The organism is Aquisphaera insulae (assembly GCF_011064615.1).
GTDB lineage: Bacteria > Planctomycetota > Planctomycetia > Isosphaerales > Isosphaeraceae > Aquisphaera > Aquisphaera insulae.
This window is the reverse complement of record NZ_JAALJH010000038.1, coordinates 1-19,554: the sequence shown is the minus strand read 5'-3', so window position 1 is coordinate 19,554 and position 19,554 is coordinate 1. Positions and strand designations below refer to the sequence as shown.

Sequence of the window (19,554 nt, the reverse complement as noted above, 5' to 3'; positions counted from 1 at the left end):
CCGGCGGGGCGGTCCGCAATGCTGCGGGGGCAGGCGAATGCTCGCCGAGACGAGTCCCGAGGCTCCGACTGTTCGTATGAGTCTTGGATCCGTAGAATTGAATGTGACTCCCTTGGGGGTAACCAGCTCAGGATCGCTGGATGGAACCTTTTGTATGCCTACGATTTATCGCCCAATGAAACGGGCAGAGGACGGCTTACCCATCGTCGGGTCGAATTCGAAGGAACTCGAGATTCGGCTCCCGCCCGACCGGAACGCAGATGTCGACCTCGACGACAATGGCCATGTCATCACCAACGGCAAGGGCATGTCGGTGGCCGAACACTGGAAGTATCTCCTCGGCCATCTGATACCCAAGCGGCTCGTTGCGAGGATCCCCGGCGCCACTGGTTCGAACGCCCTTACCTGCTACAGGCTAGGTTCCGGAGCTTTCGTCGAAGGTGCCTTGAACGATGATCTCGTCGTTATCATCAAGAGCCACGATATCCACGCTGCGAACGTCGCGCCGTCCCGATCGGGCCACATTGAGGATTTCCAGGCTGCACTGGCCGCAACGAGGACGCAGTGGCGGCCGGACGAGACGTGAGTCATGAGTGACAAGCTCTTCTTCGACAATCCCGATTTCCTCGAATACGTGCGGCTCCTGTCCGAGCTTCACGAGTTGATCCGCCTAGAAGCGGATGAAACGCCCGAAGGCGAGGCATTACGCGATCGGATGGATGAGCCTGGCAGTCGACTCTCACTCGATGAGATCACCTGCGTTAACGCCATCTCGGCGGACTTCTACACGCTCACCGCATCGTCGATCGAGCCCGTCCTGCCACAGACGGGTGAAGTCAAGGACGACCTCAGGTCTGCACTGGAGGCCAGGGATCGAAGGGAATTTCGCCGGGCGCTGGATCTACTTCGCGATCGCGCCGCGTACATCAGTCCGGAAATGCTCTCGTATGTGAGAGGATCGATCTGGGGGGGAGCTGGAGAATATCGTATCGCGGTCGAATTCTTACAGCATGCCGCTGAGTTAGCACCAAACAATGCGAATTATTCCTACCAAGCGTTGCACTTCCTCTCCCTGGCGGACGCGGAAACCGCGAGGGAGCGGGCGCAGCAGATAGTGGCGGCCCCGGCAGGTCATTTTCCTCGAGTCGTGCTTAAGGCCGCTGATATCCTTTTCCAATCCACTCGCGATCAACCGGAACAGGAAGCCCGGCCTGTCCTCGAGACGCTGATCCCGATTTGCCAGGAGGTCATCGATCGCCTGGAGATTTCAGGCGAAGACAGTCGCCAACCCTCACCTCTTGCGACGGCTTTCGGGCTCACCGGACTCTGTTACGAGCGACTGGGCGTTACTCATCGGGCGCGTATCTATTACGACCGTGGCCTGGAGGAATTCCCGACCAACGAGGCTCTCCTCTTGGCCCGCGGAGTCCTGCTCTATGGGCGCGAAACGGATAGGTCCATTAGGGATTTCGAATATGCGGTCCAGGGTGGATCTCGTCTCGTGTGGCCGTATCTTTACCTGGCCCATCATGCCTTGCTAGACAATCGATTCAGCGACTGCTATGACTTCTGTAATCGAGCCCTCCGACTGTCAGCACCGAATGACCTGCAAGCGAACCTGGTGGAATGGATGGCCATCAGCCAGGCCTCGTTGGGCTACCCGCCCCAGGTGGTCAAGTCCGCTTTCCGCGCCGCCCAGGAACTGGCCCCGGGCAACGATCGGATTGCGAAGAACTTCCGCGTATTTCTCGAGAGTCAGAGTTCGCGCGACCTCGGATGGGAGAAGGGCTCCGAAGTCGACATGCGGATCATCGGAGAACGAAGAATGCGTCCGGCGGCCTGAAGGCTGTCGGTGACGATGGGAAAGGTCGACCCGCAGTCTCGCGTTGTCTCCAGTTCACCTTGTCGCTCACCTCCCCACGATCCCCTTCCCCTTGAACACGGCCGTGAACCCGATGTCCGCGATCGTCAGCCGGTAGGACTTCGCGGCCGTGAGCTTGGCCTTGAAGGTCAGGGTGACCGCGTGGGAGGACGCGGCATAGCTCGCGGCGAGGACGCGGATCGGCTTGCCCGGCTTCTTGCCGACGATCGGACCGATGACGACGTACCGGGCCGCGGTCGCCGCGACGGCCGTGTCGACGGCCCGGTCGAAGGTGATCACCACCACGGGCGGCTTGCGCTTGACGGATTGGATCGCGATCGAGATGACGTTCGGCGTCGGCGCGACGATCGAGGCGCCCACGGCCGCCGAGCTCCCGCCGGCGATGCCCGTGGCCCCCGCATAGGCGGCGGCGAAGGCGTGCGCGCCGGCGGCGAGGTTGGCGAGCATGAGCGACGCCGATCCGCCGGACAGGCCGGCCGAGCCGACCAGCGAGCCGTTATCGTAGAAGTTGACCATGCCCGCGAGGGCGACCTGGCCCGGCGACGTGACCGCGACCGAGGCGCTCAGGGTCGCGGACTGGGCGGAGGTGGCGACCGTCAGGCTGACCGAGGTCGTCGCCGGATTCGCCGTCACGGTGGCCGCGTCGGCCGAGGCGGCCGCGTAGCTCGCGTCGCCCGAGTAGACGGCGTGGAAGGCGTGCGCGCCGGCGGCCAGGGGGGCGGTCGCGAAGCTGGCCCGCGCCGTCGCGGTGCTCCCGGAGATCGTCGGGCCGATCGCCGCGGTGCCGAGGTACGTCGCGCCGTCGTAGAAGGCGACCGTGCCCGTCATCGGCGTGGCGCCGTCGGAGCCGGCCTGGAAGGTCGCCGCGAGCGTCACGCCCTGGCCCTGGTAGACGCTCGTCGCCGAGGAGGTCAGGGCGCTCGACGTCGCGGCCGCCTTGCCCACCACCAGGGTCGACGCGGCGGAGTCGGCCGGGGCGAAGAGGGGATCGCCCGCGTAGCTCGCGACGATCGCATGACTGCCGACTCCCAGTCCCGAGGCGAGCGTCGCCGAGGCCGTGCCGTCGGGGCCGACCGCGGCCTGGGCGAGCGTCACGGCGCCCTCGCGGAAGACCACCGTACCCCCGGGCCGCGACGCGCCGGATGCGGCCGACACCGTCGCCGTGAGCCGAACCGATTGCCCGAACGTCGCGGCTCCCGGCGCGATCGCCAGCGTCGTCGTCGCCGACAACCGCGTGAGGTCCACCGCGAACGAGCCGAGGGCCGGATCGCCGGCGATCGGATTCCCAGCCAGGTCCTTCACCGAGCCGGCCACGATCGAGATCGCGTACGAGCCCTCGGGACCGGCGGCCCACGAGGCCCCCGGCGCGTGGATCGTGTACGTGACGACATTCCCCGAGACCGAATAGCCCGACACCGTGGCGCCGTGGCCGACCGCGATGTTGCCCGCCCCGAACGTCGTCGGGTCCACGCCCGCGGTGGCATCGGCATAGCGGACCGTCACCTTCGTCGTGCTCGTGCCCGCCGCCTCGATCCCCACCCCCGCGGCGGAGACCAGCACCGCGGCGGGCGCGATGGCATCCACCACGAAAGAGCCGAGACTCGACACCCCGGCCATCACGTTGCCGGCCAGGTCCTTCACCGAACCGGCGATCAGCGCGATGGCGTAAGCGCCTTGCGGACTGCTCGCCCATGTCGTCGAGGAGGCCCTGATCGTGTAACTGACGGCGTTGCCGGCGACCGAATAGCCCAGGACCGTCGCCCCGTTCCCGACCGCGAGGTTCGCGGGCCCCAGGCTCGAGGGATCGATGCCGGAGGTCGCATCCGTGTAGGTGATCGTGACGACCGTGGTGTTCGTTGATGCGGTCGCGTTGACCGTCGGCGCGGCGATGAGCGAAGCGGACGGCGCGACGGTGTCGACCAGGAACGATCCGAGGCCGGCGGCGGCGACCGAGTTCCCGGCCAGGTCCTTCACCGAGCCGGCGACGAGCGAGATCGCGTAGGAGCCCTGCGCGCTCGCGGCCCACGAGGACGCCGGCGCGGCGACGGTGTAGGTGACGACGTTGCCCGACGCGGAGTATCCCGTCACCGCGGCGCCGCGGCTGACCGTGATGTTGCCGACGCCGAATGTCGCCGTGTCTAGCCCCGAGGTCGCATCATCGTAGGTGACGGCGATTGTGGTTGTGCCGCTCGCCGCGCTCGTGGCGTTGACCGTGAGTGACGAGGAGAGGACAGCGGAAGGCGGGGCGGTGTCGACCAGGAACGAGCCGAGGCTGGCGGCGGCGACCGCGTTGCCCGCGAGATCCTTCACCGAGCCGGCGACGAGCGCGATGGCGTAGGAGCCTTGCGGGCTGGCTCCCCAGTTCGTCCCCGGGGCGGTGATGGTGTAGGTGACGACGTTGCCCGACGCCGAGTATCCGGTCACCGTGGCGCCGCGGCTGACCGTGATGTTGCCGACGCCGAACGTCGCCGGATCGAGTCCGGCAATCGCATCATCGTAGGTGACGGCGATTGTGGTTGTGCCGCTCGCCGCGCTCGTGGCGTTGACCGTGAGTGACGAGGAGAGGACAGCGGAAGGCGGGGCGGTGTCGACCAGGAACGAGCCGAGGCTGGCGGCGGCGACCGCGTTGCCCGCGAGATCCTTCACCGAGCCGGCGACGAGCGCGATGGCGTAGGAGCCTTGCGGGCTGGCTCCCCAGTTCGTCCCCGGGGCGGTGATGGTGTAGGTGACGACGTCGCCCGACGCCGAGTACCCGGTCACCGTGGCGCCGCGGCTGACCGTGATGTTGCCGAGGCCGAGGGAGGAGGCGTCCAGGCCCGAGGTCGCGTCGGCGTAGTTGACGGCGACGGTCGTGGTCCCGTGGGCGGCCCCGGTGGCGTTCACGGGCGGAGACGGGCTGAGGCTGGCGGTTGGCGCGACGGTGTCGATGAAGAACGAGCCGAGGCCGGCGGCGGCGACCGAGTTCCCGGCCAGGTCCTTCACCGAGCCGGCGACGAGCGCGATGGCGTAGGAGCCCTGCGGGCTCGCGGCCCACGAGGACGCCGGCGCGGCGACGGTGTAGGTGACGACGTTGCCCGACGCGGAGTATCCCGTCACCGCGGCGCCGCGGTTGACCGTGATGTTGCCGAGGCCGAAGGAGGAGGCGTCCAGGCCCGAGGTCGCGTCGGCGTATGTGACGGCGATAGTGGTTGTGCCGCTCGCCGCGCTCGCGGCGTTGACCGTCGGCGCGGCGGTCAGTGAAGCGGAAGGCGCGACGGTGTCGACCAGGAACGATCCGAGGCCGGCGGCGGCGACCGAGTTCCCGGCCAGGTCCTTCACCGAGCCGGCGACGAGCGAGATGGCGTAGGAGCCCTGCGCGCTCGCGGCCCACGAGGACGCCGGTGCGGCGACGGTGTAGGTGACGACGTTGCCCGACGCGGAGTATCCCGTCACCGCGGCGCCGCGGCTGACCGTGATGTTGCCGACGCCGAATGTCGCCGTGTCTAGCCCCGAGGTCGCATCATCGTAGGTGACGGCGATTGTGGTTGTGCCGCTCGCCGCGCTCGTGGCGTTGACCGTGAGTGACGAGGAGAGGACAGCGGAAGGCGGGGCGGTGTCGACCAGGAACGAGCCGAGGCTGGCGGCGGCGACCGCGTTGCCCGCCAGGTCCTTCACCGTGCCGGCTACAAGGGAGATGGCGTAGGAGTCCTGCGGGCTGGTCCCCCAGTTCGTCGCCGGCGCGGTGATGGTGTAGGTGACGACGTTGCCCGATGCCGAGTATCCGGTCACCGTGGCGCCGTGGTCGACCGTGATGTTGCCGACGCCGAACGTCGCCGGATCGAGTCCGGCAATCGCATCGGCGTATGTGACGGTGATTGTCGTTGTACCGCTCGCTGCGCTCGTGGCGTTGACCGTCGGCGCGGCGATGAGCGAAGCGGACGGCGCGACGGTGTCGACCAGGAACGAGCCGAGGCTGGCGGCGGCGACCGAGTTCCCCGCGAGATCCTTCACCGAGCCGGCGACGAGCGCGATGGCGTAGGAGCCTTGCGGGCTGGCTCCCCAGTTCGTCCCCGGGGCGGTGATGGTGTAGGTGACGACGTCGCCCGACGCCGAGTACCCGGTCACCGTGGCGCCGCGGCTGACCGTGATGTTGCCGAGGCCGAGGGAGGAGGCGTCCAGGCCCGAGGTCTCGTCGGCGTAGGTGACGGAGAGGGTCGTGGTCCCGTGGGCGGCCCCGGTGGCGTTCACGGGCGGAGACGGGCTGAGGCTGGCGGTTGGCGCGACGGTGTCGATGAAGAACGAGCCGAGGCTGGCGGCGACGACCGAGTTCCCCGCCAGGTCCTTCACCGAGCCGGCGACAAGGGAGATGGCGTAGGAGCCCTGCGGGCTCACGGCCCACGAGGCCGCCGGCGCGGCGACGGTGTAGGTGACCACGTTGCCCGACGCCGAGAATCCGGTCACCGTCGCGCCGTGGCTGACCGTGATGTTGCCGGCGCCGAATGTCGCCGTGTCTAGCCCCGAGGTCGCATCATCGTATGTGACGGCGATTGTGGTTGTGCCGCTCGCCGCGCTCGCGGCGTTGACCGTCGGCGCGGCGGTCAGTGAAGCGGAAGGCGCGACGGTGTCGACCATGAACGAGCCGAGGCCGGCGGCGGCGACCGAGTCCCCGGCCAGGTCCTTGACCTCGCCGGCCACGAGCGAGATGGCGTAGGAGCCCTGCGGGCTCGCGGCCCACGAGGATGCCGGTGCGGCGATGGTGTAGGTGACCACGTTGCCCGACGCGGAATAGCCGGTCACCGTGGCGCCGCGGCTGACCGTGATGTTGCCGATGCCGAATGTCGCCGCGTCGATGCCCGAGGTCTCGTCGGCGTAGGTGACGGAGAGGGTCGTGGTCCCGTCGGCGGCCCCGGTGGCGTTCACGGCCGGGAGCGAGCTGAGGCTGGCGGCGGGCGCGACGGTGTCGACCAGGAAGGATGCGAAGCTCGGGTTCCCCGGGATCGCGGAGCCGTCGATGGCCTTCACGCTCCCGGCGACGATCGAGATCGCGTACGAGCCCTGCGGCGAGTTGCTCCAGGTAGATCCCGGCGCGGCGATGGTGTAGGTCACCACGTCGCCCGATGCCGAGAATCCCGCGACCGTCGCGCCTCGGCTCACGCTGAGGTTGCCCGTGCCCAGGCTGGCCGGGTCAAGGCCCGACGACCCGCCCCCGTAGGCGATCGTCACGGTCGTGGTCGACTCCGCGGCCGAGGCGGAATTGACCGTCGGCGCGGCGACGAGGCTCGCCGTGACGGTCGCGGAGGCGACCTGGAACGAGCCGAGGAGGAGCGGGCCGGCGATCGGATTGCCCGCGCCGTCCTTGACACTGCCGGCGACCAGCGTGACGGAGTAATCACCCTGCGGACTGGCCGCCCACGAGGCGGCGGGCGCGTTGACCGTGTAGGTCACCACGCTGCCCGCCACGGAATACGCCGTCACGGTCGCGCCGTTGCCGATCGCGACGTTCCCGACGCCGAAGGTCGTCGCGTCCAGGCCCGAGGCCCCTCCGTCATACGTGACGGCCACGGTGGTCGTCGCGAGGCCGGCATCGGCGGCGTTGATCGTCGGCGCGGACGAGAGCGCGGCCGTGGGCGGGGTCGTGTCCACGAGGAACGTGCCCAGGCTGGCGACGGCCGCAATCGGGTTACCCGCGCCGTCCTTCACGCCGGCCGCAACGACCGCGATCGTGTACCCTCCCTGCGGACTGTCCGCCCAGGTCGCCATCGGGGCCGTGACCGTGTAGGTCACCGTGTTGCCGGAGACGCTGAAGCCGGTGACCGTGGCGCCGTTGCCGACCGTGATGTTGCCCGTGCCCAGGCTGCCCGCGCTCAGGCCGGAGCCGCCGCCGTCGTACGTGACGGCCACGGTCGTGGTCTTGCCCGCGGTCGCCGCGTTGACGGCCGGGGCGGAGGCGAGCGTCGCGGTGGGGGCGATCGTATCCACCGTGAAGGAGCCCAGGCTGGCGACGGCCGCGATGGCGTTGCCGGCGAAGTCCTTCACCGTCGTCGCCAGGGAGATGATGTAGGGTCCCTGCGGGCTGGCGCCCCAGGTCGACGCGGGGGCCGTGATGGTGTAGGTGACGACGTTGCCCGCGGGCGAGAAGCCCGTCACCGTGGCGCCGTTGTTCACCGTGATATTGGACTTGCTGAACGTGGGAGGCGAGACGCCGGACGCGGCGTCGGAATAGGTGACCGTGACCGTCGTGGTCTTCCCGGACGTCGCGGCGTTGACGGCGGGGGCGGCCGTGAGCGTCGCGGTGGGCGCGACCGTGTCCACCATGAACGTCCCGAAGGACGAGACGCCGACGATCGGGTTCCCCGCCAGGTCCTTCACCGAGCCGGCCGCGAGCGAGACGTAATAGCGCCCCTGCGGGCTGCTCGCCCACGTCGAGGCCGGCGCGGTGACGATGTAGTAGACGTTGCCGCCGCTCGCCGACACGCCGGTGACCGTCGCGCCGTTGCTGACGGTCAGGTTCCCCGTCCCCAGGCTGGACGGGTCGATGCCGGCGCCCCGGTCCGTGAAGATCACCATCAGGGTCTCGGTGTTCAGCCCGCCGGACGAGCCGTTGAGGGTCGGCGCGCTGTTGAGCGTCGCGGTGGGTGGGACCACGTCGACGAGGAACGAGCCGAGCACGCCCGCCGCGATCGAGCCGCCCGCCAGGTCCCTCACCGAGCCGGCCACGATCGAGACGTCGTACGCCCCCTGCGGCGCATCGCCCCAGGTGATGCCGCCGGCCGTCGGCGCCGCGATCGTGTAGGTCACGGTCGTCCCCGCGACCGAGAAGCCCGTCACGGTCGCCCCGTTGGTCACGGCGATGTTGCCGATGCCGAACGTGGACGGATCGAGCCCCAGGCCGGACTGATCCGCATAGGTGACGACGACGACCGTCGTGCTCGCCGCGCTCATGGCGGCGTTGGCCGGCGGGGCCGAGGTCAGGGCCGCGGTCGGCGGCGCGGTGACCTGGAAGGCGCCGGCGTCTCCCCCCGCGGCCGGACGCGTCGCCCCCCTCTGGTCGATGGCCGGCACGCTCAGCCCGAAGACGGCCGTGCCCGGCGCGATCCCGGCGAGTCGCGATCCGGTCACGGCGATGGTCTGCGTCGGCCCGCCATGGCTCGCGAGGCCGGCGGGATCCAGGATCGGGATCGAGGCCGTCTCCACCGAGCCGCTGGCGAACGAGCCCGAGACGCCGCGGACCGCGCTGGACGGCGTCGAGCCGCCGACCATCGCCGCGTCGATGGTGGCCGCGTCGTCGCCGCCGGCCCCCGTGCTCCACGACGAGCCGTCGACCCGCGAGACGAGCGCCGACCGGCCCGCCCCGGAGCTGGCCAGCAGGCTGCCGGCCATCGAGACGGCCGCGGTGACGGGGCCGCCCGGAGTGAGGCCGTCGCCGGTGCGCCACTCGCGGCCGTAGGCCAGGCTCGAGAGATCCAGCCCGTCGGTATCGGCGTCGTTCTCGCCGAGGGTCGCGTTGACCAGGATCACGGAGCCGTTGAGGTTCAAAATGCCCCCGCCGTGCCCCTCTCCGGCCGAGCCCCCCGCGCCCGCGGATCCGCCGCGGGCCTCATTGCCGGCGATCGTCGAGTTGATCACCGTCAGGCTGCCCGTGAAGTTGAAGAGGGCCCCGCCCATGCCGTCGCCGCCGTTGCCATCGCCCCCGACGCCGAAGCTCGCCAGCGACTCGGAGCCGGTCGCGCTCAAGCTGCCTCCCGAGTTGCCTCCCGTCGCGCCCGATCCCGATCCGCCGATGGCGCGGTTGCCGGTGATCGTCGCGCCGTCGAGCGTCAGGGAGCCCATGTTGAAGATCGCGCCCCCCGCGCCGAGGCCGCCGCCCCCCGTCCCGGAGCCTTCGCCCTGGGCCACGCCGTTGGCCAGGGTCAGGTTGCGGAGCGTGAGCGTCCCGTACGAGTCGCCCAGGTAGCCGCCGCCGACCTCGAGCAGACGGAACCCCGGCGTCCCGGCGGCCGCGCTCCGGACGATCGCCGCGGGCGCCGTCGAGGAGCCGATGATCGCCAGGTTGCTCGTGATCGCCGGCAGCCCCGTCGGGCCGAACCCGTCGTGGTCCGCGACGGCCAGCGTGTAGGTCCCCGCCAGGTTGATCGTGTTGCTGGCGTCCCCGTTGGTGTTGGCGTCGTTGATGGCGGCGATCAGGTCCGCGGCGACGCCGCTGGCGATGTTCCACACCGCCGGCGCCGTGCGATCCTCGAGCGATTCGAGATAGAACCGGCGTGCCCGACCGCGAGCCACTCGCCGGCCCGACGCCCCATCCCGAGGGCGCATGCCGCCTGCCATCGTCCCGTTCCTCCTGGATGCCCATCGATGTCGCGACTGACGATCCGCCTCATCGTCAGGCGGCCGGACGCGTCGCCGACCCACCTGCCTCCATGGATCCAGCCAAACCCTAGGACACGTTTGACGTCCGTGATGATTCGATCCGGACGAAGTCGCCCCGATTCCACGGCCATTCACCCCGCTCCAGGACAATGGAGGTCCGTTCGCGGGGACGACGGAAGACGGGCAAGGAACGCAGTCGGCGAGGTCGGCGGGCCCTGGGAAAGCGAGAGAGGCGGAGGTCCCGTTTCGAAGTGCGAAAGGCCGCGGCGATGAGCGCCGCGGCCAGGAGAGATCGGCTCGTCCGTGACGGCAGCCCCGATCAGCGGGAGCGGGCGTGGGCCGGCTTCGGGTTCTGGCCCGCCAGGAGCTTGCTGGTGATGCTCCTGGTATAGCCGATGTCCGGGACGGAGAGCATGTAGGTCCGGTGCAGCAAGAGCCGCCGGTGGAAGCTCAGGGTGACGGTATGAGCCTGGCTGTCGTAGGTCGCCGCGGCGACGGCGATCCGCCTGCCCTGCCGTCGGCCGAAGGTCGGGCCGGTCAGGATGTAGCGGGCTGGGTTCGAGGCGACGTCCGGGGCCACGTCGCCGGAGAGGGTGAGGACCAGCGTCGTCGGCCGCCAGTGATACCCGTAGCGGGCCACTCCGACGACATTGCCGCCGGAGACCACCGCGACGACCGCCGTCGAGCCGCTCGTCGTCGCGTTCTGGCCGCCGGGGAAGGCCGCCGTGAAGTGGTGCGCCCCCGGGGCGAGGTTGGCCACGGTCAGGGAGGCCGTCCCGTCCACCAGGGGGGCGGAACCGACGAGCGTCCCGTTGTCGTAGAAGAGCACCGTCCCGGTCAGGGTCGGCGTCCCCGGCGAGGTCGCGACGACCTGCGCCAGCAGGGTGGCGGAGTTGCCCGAGACGTTGACGGCCAGCGACGAGGCCGTCGTCGCCGGGGCGACCACGACGCTGGTGGTCGACATCGACGAGGCCGGCGCGTAGTTGGCGTCGCCCGAGTACACCGCCGTGATGACGTGGTCGCCGGCGCTCAGCGTCGCCGCCAGGCTCGCCTGGCCGGTGGCCGTGGCACCCGACACCACCTCGCCGGCCAGCGGCGTCGTGACCGGCGCCGTGCCCAGGAAGGTGGAGCCGTCGTAGAAGGTCACCGTCCCGGTCATCGGCGTGGTGCCGTCCGACGGGGCCTGGAAGGTGGCCGTCAGGATCACCGACTGGCCGTAGTAGACCTGCGAGGCCGACGACGTCACCGCGCCGGTGCTCGCCGACGACCGCGCGACCGTCAGGGAGACGGCCGGGGAGGCGGACGGGGCGAAGAGGGAATCGCCGCCGTAGCTCGCCGTGATCGAGTGCGTGCCGACGCCCAGCCCGTCGGAGAGCACGTACGAGGCGGTCCCGTCGGGCCCCACGACGACCGTCGCCAGGGCCGTCGTGCCGTCGTAGAAGATGACCGAACCGCCGGGCTCGAGGGCCTGCGAGCCCCCGGCGATCGCCGCGTTGAGCGTGACCGATTGGCCGAACGAGGGCGACGAGGGCTCGACGAGCAGCGTCGTCGTCGTCCCGGTGCGGACGGAGACGTCCACCGTGAAGGAGCCGATGAGCGGCACGCCCGCGATCAGGTTGCCGGCGTTGTCCTTCACCGAGCCGCCGATCACCGAGAAGGAATACGTCCCCTGAGGGCTGCTCGCCCAGTCCGAGGCGGGTGCCGTGATCGTGTAGGTCACGGTATTCCCGCTGGCCGAGTAGCCGGTGACCGTGGCCATGTTGCCGACCCGGATGTTACCCGTGCCGAACGTCGAGGTGTCGACGCCGGAGACCGAATCCGCGTAGGTGATCGTCACCGTGGTCGTGTTGCCCGAGGCGCCCGCGGCGTACACCGGCGGGGCGGACGTGACCGTCGCGGTGGGCAGGACCGTGTCGACGAGGAACGCGCCGAAATTCGGCACGCCGGCGATGCCGTTGCCGGCGTAGTCCTTCACCGAGCCGCCGACCAGGGCGACGGTGTACGTCCCCTGCGTGCTGCTGGCCCAGTCGGAGGCGGGCGCCGTGATGGTGTAGGTCACCACGTTGCCGACGGCCGAGTAGCCGGTCACCGTGGCGCCGTCGCTCACCGTGATGTTGCCGATGCCGAAGGTCGAGGTGTCGATGCCGGAGGTCGCGTCGGAGTAGGTGACGGTGACGGTCGTCGTGTTGACCGGCATCGTGTCGGCGTTGACGGTCGGCGCCGAGATGAGCGTCGCCGTGGGGAGGGCCGTGTCCACCAGGAACGAGGCGAAGTGGGCGTCGCCGGGTAGCCCGTTGCCCGCCATGTCCTTCACCGAGCCGGCGACCAGGGCGATCATGTAGGTCCCCTGCGTGCTGCTCCCCCAGTTCGAGGAAGGCGCCGTGATCGTGTAAGTCACGGTGTTGCCGACCGCGGAGTAGCCGGTGACCGTCGCCCCGTTGTCGACGGTGATGTTGCCGATGCCGAACGTCGAGGTGTCGACGCCGGAGATCGTATCCGAGTAGGTCATGGAGACGGTGGTCGTCCTGGCCGAGGCATTCGCGGCGTTGACGGCCGGTGCCGAGGTGAGCGTCGCCGAGGGGAAGACCGTGTCCACGAGGAACGAGCCGAGATCGGCGTTGCCGGCGATGGCGTTGCCCGCCAGGTCCTTCACCGAGCCGGCCACGATCGCGACGGTGTACGTCCCTTGCGTGCTGCTGGCCCAGTTCGAGGAAGGCGCCGTGATCGTGTACGTCACGGCGTTGCCGATCGCGGAGTAACCGGTGACGGTGGCCCCGTTGCTGACGGTAATGTTCCCCAGGCCGAAGGTCGAGGTGTCGATGCCCGAGGTCGCATCCGAATAGGTAATCGTCACGGTCGTCGTACCGGCCAGGCCGGCCGTCGCGTTGACGGTCGGTGCCGAGCCAAGCGTGGCGGTCGGGGCGACCGTGTCGACGAGGAAGGAGCCGAAGCTGGCGTCGCCGGCGATGCCGTTGCCGGCGTTGTCCTTCACCGAGCCGGCGACCAGGGCGACGGTGTAAGTCCCCTGGGTGCTGCCGGCCCAGTTCAAGGAAGGCGCCGTGATCGTGTACGTCACGGCGTTGCCGACCGCGGAGTAGCCGGTGACGGTCGCCCCGTCGCTCACCGTGATGTTGCCGGTGCCGAAGGTCGAGGTGTCGATGCCGGAGGTCGCGTCGGAGTAGGTGATGGAGACCGTCGTGGTGCTCGCGGAGGCGTCGGCCGCGTTGACCGTCGGCGCCGAGGTGAGCGTGGCGGCCGGGGCGACGGTGTCGACCAGGAACGAGCCGAAGCTGGCATCGCCGGCGATGCCGTTGCCGGCGTTGTCCTTCACGCTGCCGGCGACGATCGCGATCGTGTAGGAGCCCTGGGTGCTGCTGGCCCAGTCGGAGGAGGGCGCCGTGATGGTGTAGGTCACCACGTTGCCGACGGCCGAGTAGCCGGTGACCGTGGCCCCGTTGCCAACGGTGATGTTGCCGATGCTGAAGGTGGACGTGTCGATGCCCGAGGTCGCATCCGAGTAGGTGATCGTCACGGTCGTCGTGCTGGCCGAGCCCTCGGAGGCGTTGACCGTCTGCGCCGAGTCGAGCGTGGCGGCCGGGGCGACCGTGTCGACGAGGAAGGAGCCGAAGCTGGCGTCGCCGGCGATGCCGTTGCCGGCGTTGTCCTTCACCGAGCCGGCCACGATCGCGACGGTGTACGTGCCCTGCGTGCTGCTCGCCCAGTTCAAGGAAGGCGCCGTGATCGTGTACGTCACGGTGCTGCCGACCGCCGAATATCCGGTGACGGTGGCCCCGTCGCTCACCGTGATGTTGCCGATGCCGAACGTCGAGGTGTCGATGCCGGAGGTCGCGTCGGAGTAGGTGACGGTGACGGTCGTCGTGCTGGCGGAGGCGGCCGAGGCGTCGACCGTCGGCGCCGAGGTGAGCGACGCCGCGGGTGCGACGGTGTCCACGAGGAAGGAGCCGAAATCGGCGTCGCCGGCGATGCCGTTGCCGGCATTGTCCTTCACCGAGCCGGCGACCAGGGCGACGGTGTACGTCCCCTGGGTGCTGCCGGCCCAGTCGGAGGCGGGCGCCGTGATGGTGTAGGTCACGACGTTGCCGACGGCGGAGTAGCCGGTGACGGTGGCCCCGTCGCTCACCGTGATGTTGCCGATGCCGAACGTCGAGGTGTCGATGCCGGAGGTCGCGTCGGAGTAGGTGACGGTGACGGTCGTCGTGCTGGCAGAGGCGTCGGCCGCGTTGACCGTAGGGGCCGAGGTCAGTGATGCCGACGGGAGCACCGTGTCCACCAGGAACGACCCGAAGCTGGCATCCCCGGTGATCCCGTTGCCCGCCTGGTCCTTCACGCTGCCGGCGACCAGCGCGATGGTGTAGCTGCCCTGCGTGCTGCTGCCCCAGTTCGCGGAGGGCGCCGTGATGGTGTAGGTCACCACGTTACCGACCGCCGAGTAGCCGGTGACCGTCGCTCCGTTGCCGACCGTGATGTTGCCGATGCCAAAGGTCGAAGTATCGATGCCTGAGGTCGCGTCCGAGTACGTGACGGAGACCGTCGTGGTATTGAGGATGGTCGAGGACGCGTTGACCGTCGGCGCCGAGTCGAGCGTGGCGGTCGGGGCGACCGTGTCGACGAGGAAGGAACCGAAGCTGGCATCCCCGGTGATCCCGTTGCCGGCGTTGTCCTTCACCGACCCGGCCACGATCGCGATGGTGTAGCTGCCCTGCGTGCTGCTCGCCCAGTCGGAGGAAGGTGCCGTGATCGTGTACGTCACCACGTTGCCGACCGCCGAGTAGCCCGTCACCGTGGCGCCGTCGCTGACGGTGATGTTGCCGATGCCGAAGGTGGACGTGTCGATGCCCGAGGTCGCGTCCGAGTAGGTGATCGTGACGGTGGTCGTGCTGGACGAGGCATCCGAAGCGTTCACCGTGGGTGCTGACGTCAGCGTGGCGGTCGGGGCGACCGTGTCGACCTGGAACGAGCCGAAGTCCGCGACCCCGTCTATCCCGTTGCCGTCATTGTCCATCACGCTGCCGGCCACCAGGGCGACGGTGTAGGTCCCCTGCGTGCTGCTCGCCCAGTCCGAAGCGGGGGCCGTGATCGTGTAGGTCACCACGTTGCCGACGGCGGAGTAGCCGGTGACGGTGGCCCCGTTGCTGACCGTGATGTTGCCGGTGCCGAAGGTCGAGGTGTCGATGCCGCTGCCGGAATGGTCGGTGTACGTGACGACGACCGTGGTGGTGCTCGAGGAGCCCGTCGCGGCGTTGATGTCGAAGGTGGAGTCGAGGGTCGCGGTGGGGGCCGAGACGATCTGGAAGGCCCCCAGGTCCGTGGACTCCGGCCTGGAGATCCCGCGCTGGTCCACATCGGGGACGACGAGGCCGAAGAGGGATGTCCCCGGCGCGAGGCTCGTGTTGAGCTGGGACTCCAGGGCGATCGTCTGGGTGGGCCCGCCGTTGCTCGCCAGGCCGGCCGGGTCGAGGGGCGGGACGGTGGTGGTGTCCACGAAGCCCGTCGTGATCATCCCGGTGACGCCGCGTACCACGTTGGACGCCGTCATGATGTTGTAGATGGCCGCGTTGACGACCGCGGCGTTCGAGCCGCCGCTCCCGGTGCTGTGGGGCGAGGTGTCCGCCCCCGTGGCGAGCGCGGAGATGCCCTCCCCGCTGCTCGCCAGCAGCGAGTTGGCCAACCGGATGGTCGCGGTGACAGGGCCGCCCTTCGTGAACTCGGCACCCTCGCGCCACTCCCGGCCGAAGGCGAGGTTGTAGACGTCGAGGCCGTCCGCCAGCACCGCGGTCTGGCCGGTGCCTGAGCCGTAGTGGAAGCCGGAGGTCGCGGTGTTGCCGGCGAAGGTCGCATTGACCAGGGTGACGGCGCCGTTGAGGTTGAAGACTCCGCCGCCGAAGGCACCGCCGGGCTGAGCCGCCCAGGTCGCGTTGCCGCCGACGGCCTGGTTGGAGGCGATCGTCGAATTGACGATCGAGAGGTTGCCGGTGAAGTTGAAGATCGCCCCGCCCAGGCCCGCGCCGCCGCCGCCGCCGCCATGGCCGAGGGCCTCGCTGCCGCTGGCGCCGGCCCCCCAGCCTCCCGGGAGCCCACCGCTACTGGGGTTGCTGGCGCCGCCGCCGCCGCCGAAGCCGCCCTCGCCGCCGGGGCCCCCGCCGCCGTAGGTCGGGTTGCCGCCGCCGCCGCCGCCGAACCCGCCGCCGCCGCCGTTGCCGCCGCCGCCGCCGCCGCCGCCCACGCCGCCGCCGCCGGCGTCGCCGCCGGACCCCTGGCCGCCCTCCCCGAAGTCGCCGCCGTACGCCCCATCCATCGGATACGACGTGCCGCCGCCGCCGTCGCCGTAGGTCCCGCCCTGGCCCGCGGCGCCGCCGAGGTTGCCGCTGCCTGCACCGTTGCCGCCCTGGTAGCTGTTGGAGACCGCGCTATCCGAGGCGTTGAATCCGCCGCCGCCCCCCGTCTCGCCCATCCCGGACCAGCCGCTGCCGCCGACCGCGCCGGGCGCCGGCCCGCCGAACCCGCCGCCGTTGTCCCCGTCGTTGTCCGAGCCGATGCCGCCGCCGCCGGACCCGCTGGTGTACCCGCTGCTGCCGCCGAACGCCAGGCTATTCGTGATGGTGACCCCGTTGAGCGCCACCGTGCCCATGTTGAAGATCGCGCCGCCGGCCCCCATGCCGCCGCCGCCCGAGCCCGCGTTGCCCCCCTTGGCCACGCCCCCCGCCAGCGTCAGGTTGGCGAGCGCCAGCGTCCCGTAGGCCACCCCGCTCTGCCCGCCGGCGACGTAGAAGAGCCGGAAGTTCGGCGTGCTGACGTCCGTGCTCCGCTGGATCGTCGTCGGCGTCGTCGAGTTGCCGACGATGCTCAGGTTGCTGGTGATCGCCGGCAGGCCCGTCGGGCCGAACCAGTAGTTGTCCACGCTCGTCAGGGTGTACGTGCCGGTCAGGTTGATCGTGTTCGACGGGTCGCCGTTGGTGTTGGCGGTGTTGATCGCGGCGATCAGGTCCGCCGCGACCCCGCTGCTGACGGGCAGGACCGCCGGGACGGCGCGGTCTTCCAGCGACTCCAGGAGGAACCGGCGGCCCCTGTCCCGCGCCCGAGCCCGGGCTGCGGACGCCCGCCATCCCCTACGCCCCGGCCTCGTCCCCCTGACGTCTCCCATGCGAGTGTCCCAAGCCATCGTTGTCGAGCCTCCTGAGCCAGGACGGTCCCCCCAGGGACGTCGAGGTGACCTCGCCTCCGCGACGGCGGCCCGCGGCCAACGGCGCGCGGAATGTCCTCGTCACGTGAACTGGCAGAAAGCTAGAATGTCCCGACAAGATGCGCGAACGCCGCATCAGGTTTTTCCTACCCTCATGGCAGGCGATCCGGGCCCGGCGCCGGCCGGCCGGCCGGCACGGCTCGCGAGGGCCGCGGGAGAGCACGGCCGCCGCGGCCCTCACGAAGTGCGGAAGGCTACGCTCCCAGCTCCGCGACCAGGCGGCGATAGGCATCGAACGCCGGCTTCGGCGTGTCGTCGTCGCGGCGCAGGCCGAGCCGTGTCCAGAAGTCCGGATTCGCGGCATGGCCTCGCGGACGCAGAAGAACTCGTCATGAGTCACGTTGAGGCGGCCCTTGCGAGCTGCGTCCTTCGTCCGTCCCGCGTCCCGGAACCGAAAACGCAATGGCGGTCTTTCCCCGGCCCAGCTCCGCGAGGATGGCCCGGCTCACTCGCGGGGATCGTCTATCCAGCCGGTTTACTTCGCCGCAACCCTTTCCAGGAAGGCGGATTCCGCCTTCTCGGCCTGCTCGATCTTCCAGGAGAGCTCCAAGGAAGGGCTCGACCGGCGGATGTGCGGGCTCGCGGGGTGACCCGGCCCCGGCGGCGATCTTGAGGACTTGGGTGACGGATCCTGGTAGACTCATCGATGGTCCCGGATGTCACCATCCCTCGTGGGTCCAGCAACTGATCCGCGGTTCGATTCGGGGATGCCTCGAGTTTACCCAGTCCTCCGCACGACCGGGACCATCCCGACCGTCTGTCGGCGCAGGTTCAACCGCCGGCGAGCCACGCGGGAACGCCGGGGGGGCGACTGACCCCGACTCACCTTGATGACCCCGACGGAACCCGGCCTTTGACCCGGTCGGGCCTGTCGGTGTTTCGTGATGCTGTCGCCGAGCCATCGAGATGAAAACGGAGCCGGAAACCTCCGATGCGAATCAGCCCAGGGCCAGGAAGCGAAGCGTCCGCCGCTGGATCCGACGAGGCTTCCTGCTCTGGGCCGTCGTCTCCACAACCTGGCTCGCCAATTCTGTCCGGACTCGCGGGGTCCCGGAGCGCATGCTGAGGAGCGATGCCGCGGTCGTCGTCGCCGACCGGGGCGAGACGTTGGAGTTCGTGCCGGCGGCACCAAGCTCGAAGGCAGGCCTGATCTTCGTGTGCGGCTCCGGCGTCACCGCCCAGGCCTACGCTCCGATGCTACGCCCGATCGCCGAGGCCGGGTATCCGGTCTTCATTGTCAGGCTTCCCTATCGGTTCGCCTTCCGCGAGGCGGACAAGCAGGTCGCCGTGGATCGTGCCCGCGGGCTGATCGCCGCCCACCGCGAGATTGACCATTGGGTCGTCTCGGGCCATTCGCTGGGTGGGGCCCTGGCTTGCCGGGCGGTCCGGTCCGAGCCGGCCGCCTTCGCGGCGATGGTGCTGCTCGGCACCACACATCCGAAGGAAGACGACCTGTCATCACTGGCCATTCCCGTGACCAAGGTCTACGCATCGAACGACGGCGTCGCGCCGCCGGAGAAGACGCTCGCCAACAAACGGCTCCTGCCGGCGCACACCCGCTGGATCGAGATCGAAGGGGGGAATCACTCCCAGTTCGGCCACTACGGTCATCAGCTCTTCGACGGCACCGCGACCATCAGTCGAGAGGAGCAGCAAGCGTCCGCACGCCGGGCGATCCTCGAGGCGCTGACGGAGACGCCACGCGGCCGGTGAAGGCCGGCGAGGGCCGTACGAGGGGCGGCACGGGGACATTCTGATAGCCCGCAGTGGGGATGACCCTTTCTCCCATCGACGCACCTCGGCATGGCTCAGATGGGCCACACGGGGACATTCTGATCACATGGGCCACACGGGGACAGGTGGGCCACACGGGGACATTCTGATCAGCCGCAGTAGGTTGCACAATCTGGGCATCCGCCGCTTCGACACCCAACGGCCCACGGACATCGATTAAGTCTTGCGGTCCGTTCCCTCCACGCGGGGTCAGACCGAGTTCCGAGTTACTATACAGCGTAGTAACTCGGAACTCGGTCTGACCCCGGCCCTTCCGTGACCCCGGTCCTTC

Annotated in this window: 5 protein-coding genes; 3 read left to right on the top strand and 2 right to left on the bottom strand. The window is 69.8% G+C overall.

Annotated elements, in window-relative coordinates; genetic code table 11:
* The first annotated feature begins 175 nt into the window (after window positions 1-175).
* Together G6O54_RS19580 and G6O54_RS19575 are read left to right on the top strand one after the other, a co-directional pair.
* Window positions 176-586 (top strand): hypothetical protein, encoded by a 411-nt coding sequence (locus tag G6O54_RS19580; RefSeq protein WP_165227352.1) that lies wholly within the window; start codon window positions 176-178, stop codon window positions 584-586.
* Between the two features lie 3 nt (window positions 587-589).
* Complete coding sequence (locus G6O54_RS19575; RefSeq protein WP_165227351.1) at window positions 590-1,843, top strand: tetratricopeptide repeat protein; 1,254 nt, start codon at window positions 590-592, stop codon at window positions 1,841-1,843.
* A gap of 66 nt (window positions 1,844-1,909) precedes the next feature.
* On the opposite strand, the gene G6O54_RS19570 is transcribed toward G6O54_RS19575, so the two are convergent.
* The gene (locus G6O54_RS19570) at window positions 1,910-10,186 is read right to left on the bottom strand and encodes an Ig-like domain-containing protein (RefSeq protein ID WP_165227350.1); all 8,277 of its coding nucleotides are present in this window, start codon (window positions 10,184-10,186) and stop codon (window positions 1,910-1,912) included.
* Window positions 10,187-10,547: 361 nt separating this feature from the next.
* Window positions 10,548-17,390 carry an Ig-like domain repeat protein gene (locus tag G6O54_RS38550; RefSeq protein WP_165227349.1) on the bottom strand — a complete coding sequence of 2,281 codons (6,843 nt, stop codon included), beginning with the start codon at window positions 17,388-17,390 and terminating at the stop codon, window positions 10,548-10,550.
* A 1,005-nt stretch (window positions 17,391-18,395) separates the two neighbouring features.
* Between G6O54_RS38550 and G6O54_RS19560 the strand changes: the two genes are divergently transcribed.
* A complete protein-coding gene (locus G6O54_RS19560) occupies window positions 18,396-19,202 on the top strand; it encodes an alpha/beta hydrolase (RefSeq protein ID WP_165227348.1) in 807 nt (268 codons plus the stop codon).
* Window positions 19,203-19,554 lie beyond the last annotated feature (352 nt).

Bases quoted from the DNA above. Each gene is read 5' to 3' on its own strand.
- G6O54_RS19575 (WP_165227351.1), top strand. From the start codon at position 590: ATGAGTGACAAGCTCTTCTTCGACAATCCCGATTTCCTCGAATACGTG.
- G6O54_RS19560 (WP_165227348.1), top strand. From the start codon at position 18,396: ATGAAAACGGAGCCGGAAACCTCCGATGCGAATCAGCCCAGGGCCAGG.
- G6O54_RS19580 (WP_165227352.1), top strand. From the start codon at position 176: ATGAAACGGGCAGAGGACGGCTTACCCATCGTCGGGTCGAATTCGAAG.
- G6O54_RS19570 (WP_165227350.1), bottom strand. From the start codon at position 10,186: ATGGCAGGCGGCATGCGCCCTCGGGATGGGGCGTCGGGCCGGCGAGTG.
- G6O54_RS38550 (WP_165227349.1), bottom strand. From the start codon at position 17,390: ATGGGAGACGTCAGGGGGACGAGGCCGGGGCGTAGGGGATGGCGGGCG.